This window comes from Candidatus Thiothrix phosphatis, assembly GCF_035668035.1.
GTDB lineage: Bacteria > Pseudomonadota > Gammaproteobacteria > Thiotrichales > Thiotrichaceae > Thiothrix > Thiothrix phosphatis.
Map to the genome: position 1 here is coordinate 1 of NZ_JAYMYJ010000054.1, position 2,790 is coordinate 2,790.

Sequence of the window (2,790 nt, forward strand, 5' to 3'; positions counted from 1 at the left end):
GCGGGATGACAATGTGGTATTGCCGGGTGAAACGGTGGGCTGGGTTTCGCAATTCCGCCAATACCTGGAAGACTGGCTGGTCAAGCGGCGTGGCCTCAAGGGGCTGGCAATCTAGTTCGACGATCAGGGCCTGAGCGGCAATACCCGGTTTGACGCCGAAATTGAGGAAAGCCTCCACAAGACGGCTCTGTTTCTGGTGCTGCATTCCCACAACTATCAACGTTCGGATTATTGCCGCAAGGAGCTGCAATGGTTCCTGCAACATAACCAGCGCGCCCGCAACGGCGTGATGGTCGGCAATGCGTCGCGGCTGTTCAATGTCCTGCTCAACAATATCCCTCATCCACAATGGCCGCAGGAGCTGCAAGGCTTGGTAGGCTTCAGGCTGCATGACGAGCCGGACAAGAGCGGCCAGTTCGGCTACCCATTGACATTGCAGGACGCGGCGTTCGGCAAGGCTGTGCTGTCACTGGTGGAAGCGGCGGCGCGGACGATGGAGGCGCTGAACCAGTTGCAACCAACTCCCGCCCCTGAGGTCGGCGGCGACCCGCCGGATGAGCGCCGCCCCAAGGTGTTTCTGGCCGATGTGGCCGACACCCTGCAACCGTTCCGGCGGCACCTGATCACCGAAATTGGCGACAAGGCGATCATTCTGCCCGCGCTGCCGCCGCCGTATGACGCCAGCGAACATAACCAGAAACTGGCGGACACGCTGGAGCAGGCCAGCCTTTGCATCCATTTGCTGGATCAGTGGGGCGGGCGGGTCATGGATGGCATGGACGGCATGACCTTTCCGCGCATGCAGGCGGGCATGGCGCGAGGCCGCGCGACGCCGCGCTGGTGTGGGTTCCTGACACCCTTCTGGCGGAGGATATTGAAGATGAACAGCAAGCCGCATGGCTGCATGAAATGGAGCATGGCAAGCGTGAGGCCAGCGGTTTCCATTTCGTGCGCAGTTCGCGGAAGGCGTTCATTGACCAGATCATGCAGGAGCTGGAACGGGTTGCGGCGGAGGCGGAGGCGGGCGGCAATCCTGCCCGGTTCCTGATCGACACGCACCAGAAAGACCTGTTTCATGCGTTTGAACTGGGGGCGAAACTGGCCAGACGTGAGCTGGAAGTGGCGTTCAACCAGGAAACCAGCGACCCGGTCAGGAGCCTGGAGACCTTCGAGCAGGCGGTGCGGGAAGTGCAGCACCTGATCATCATGTTCGGCAGGGTCGCCCCCAAGTGGGTGGAAAAGCGCATCGAGGTCGCCTTCAAGACGGCGCTTGACCAGTTCAATGCCGGTGCGCCGGGCTGGACGCCATTTGGCTGATGATGTTGCCGGAATCACCCGGTCAGCGGGCGTTGCGGAAATTTCCCTCGCTGATCCGCATCAACTGCCTGGACAATTCCGGTTCGCCAAGCATCGACGACAGCGTGCTGGAGCCGCTGTTCAACCACAGGGGAGGGCGCTGACATGACGGAGACGCGCCAGAACCCCTTCGTCGGCCTGCGCCCTTTCGAAAGCAGCGACAGCCTCTACTACTTCGGGCGCGGCGAACAGGTCAAGACCTTGTTGCGGCAGTTGCACCAGCGCCGGTTCGTGGCGGTGGTGGGAAGCTCCGGCTCCGGCAAATCCTCGCTGGTCCGCGCCGGGCTGATTCCGCAACTGGAGGCCGGTTTCCTGGTGCAGCACCGCGACCAGTGGCTGGTGGCGCGGATGAAGCCGGGGGAAGCGCCGCTGGGGAATCTGGTGGAAAGCTTGCTGGCGGTTTTGCCGAAGAATACCCCCCATCCTGACCTTCCCCCGCAAGGGGTGAAGGAACAAGAGGGGGCGTCGTTAGATCGTTCTTCTGATTCTTCGCTCCCTTCACCCCTTGCGGGGGAAGGGCTGGGGATGGGGGGGAATTCCGGGGAGCTGCTCTCCGCCATCCGCGAACAAGGCTCCCGGGCGATTCTCGACCTGCTGACCCCCTACCTGGCCGACAGCGACGCCAACCTGTTTGTGCTGGTGGATCAGTTTGAAGAGCTGTTCCGTTTCGGGCTGGAGCAGGGCAGGGCGGCGCAGCGGCAGGAGGCGGAGGAGTTCGTGGGGCTGCTGCTGGCGCTGGCGCGGCAGGATGTGCTGCCGGTGTATGTGTGCCTGACCATGCGCTCGGATTTTCTGGGCGATTGCGATGCGTTTTACGGGCTGCCGGAAGCGATCAACCAGAGCCAGTTTCTGGCGCCGCGCCTGACCCGCAGCCAGCGGCAGGAGGTCATTACCTATCCGGTGCAGTTGGCGGGCGCGCGGATTGCGCCGCGTCTGGTCGACCGGCTGCTGAACGAAAATCTCGACACCCGCGATGACCTGCCGGTGTTGCAGCATGTGCTGATGCGCACCTGGGATGTATGGCAGGCGGCCGGTGGTGAGGAGCCGCTGGATATTGTTCTGGTCAAGTAAAACCGGACACCCTCTTAGGAACTGTCCCGAAATAACTTCCCGGTTTTCCTGCCGCGCTGGATAGAGGAAAATAGCCCTACCCTTTGCTATCAGGAGTAGCCAGTTGGACGATTACCCCGCAGTCGTAGCAGACCAGATGCGGCGATTCTACCATTCACTCAACGAGCGTGACCGTCGCCGCTACGCGGCAGTTGAAGCAGTCCGGTTAGGCCCTGGCGGTCAGGAGTACATCGCACGGTTATTGGTCTGTGATCCCAAAACGATTCGCCAGGGTCTTGCCGAGTTGTCGTCCGGCGAGGCGCTAGATGCCGGCGAGGCGCTAGATGCCGGCGAGGCGCTAGATGCCGGCGAGGCGCTAGATGC

The 2,790-nt window shown here is 62.2% G+C and carries 4 protein-coding genes and 1 pseudogene; all 5 read left to right on the forward strand.

Annotation, left to right across the window (positions count from 1 at the left end):
* Nucleotides 1-196: 196 nt before the first annotated feature.
* Nucleotides 197-1,048 (forward strand): hypothetical protein, encoded by an 852-nt coding sequence (locus VSS37_RS06995; protein ID WP_324694089.1) that lies wholly within the window; start codon nucleotides 197-199, stop codon nucleotides 1,046-1,048.
* Nucleotides 985-1,317 carry a hypothetical protein gene (locus tag VSS37_RS07000; protein ID WP_324694090.1) on the forward strand — a complete coding sequence of 111 codons (333 nt, stop codon included), beginning with the start codon at nucleotides 985-987 and terminating at the stop codon, nucleotides 1,315-1,317. Before VSS37_RS06995 ends, VSS37_RS07000 begins: the two co-directional genes overlap by 64 nt.
* Nucleotides 1,317-1,460 carry a hypothetical protein gene (locus VSS37_RS07005; protein WP_324694091.1) on the forward strand — a complete coding sequence of 48 codons (144 nt, stop codon included), beginning with the start codon at nucleotides 1,317-1,319 and terminating at the stop codon, nucleotides 1,458-1,460. The genes VSS37_RS07000 and VSS37_RS07005 overlap by 1 nt, the downstream gene beginning before the upstream one ends.
* A 1-nt stretch (nucleotide 1,461) precedes the next feature.
* Nucleotides 1,462-2,427: an nSTAND1 domain-containing NTPase gene (locus VSS37_RS07010; RefSeq protein ID WP_324694092.1), complete on the forward strand. Its 966-nt coding sequence runs from the start codon at nucleotides 1,462-1,464 to the stop codon at nucleotides 2,425-2,427.
* 103 nt (nucleotides 2,428-2,530) lie between these two features.
* Nucleotides 2,531-2,790, forward strand: a pseudogene (locus tag VSS37_RS07015) (hypothetical protein); the annotation flags it as partial.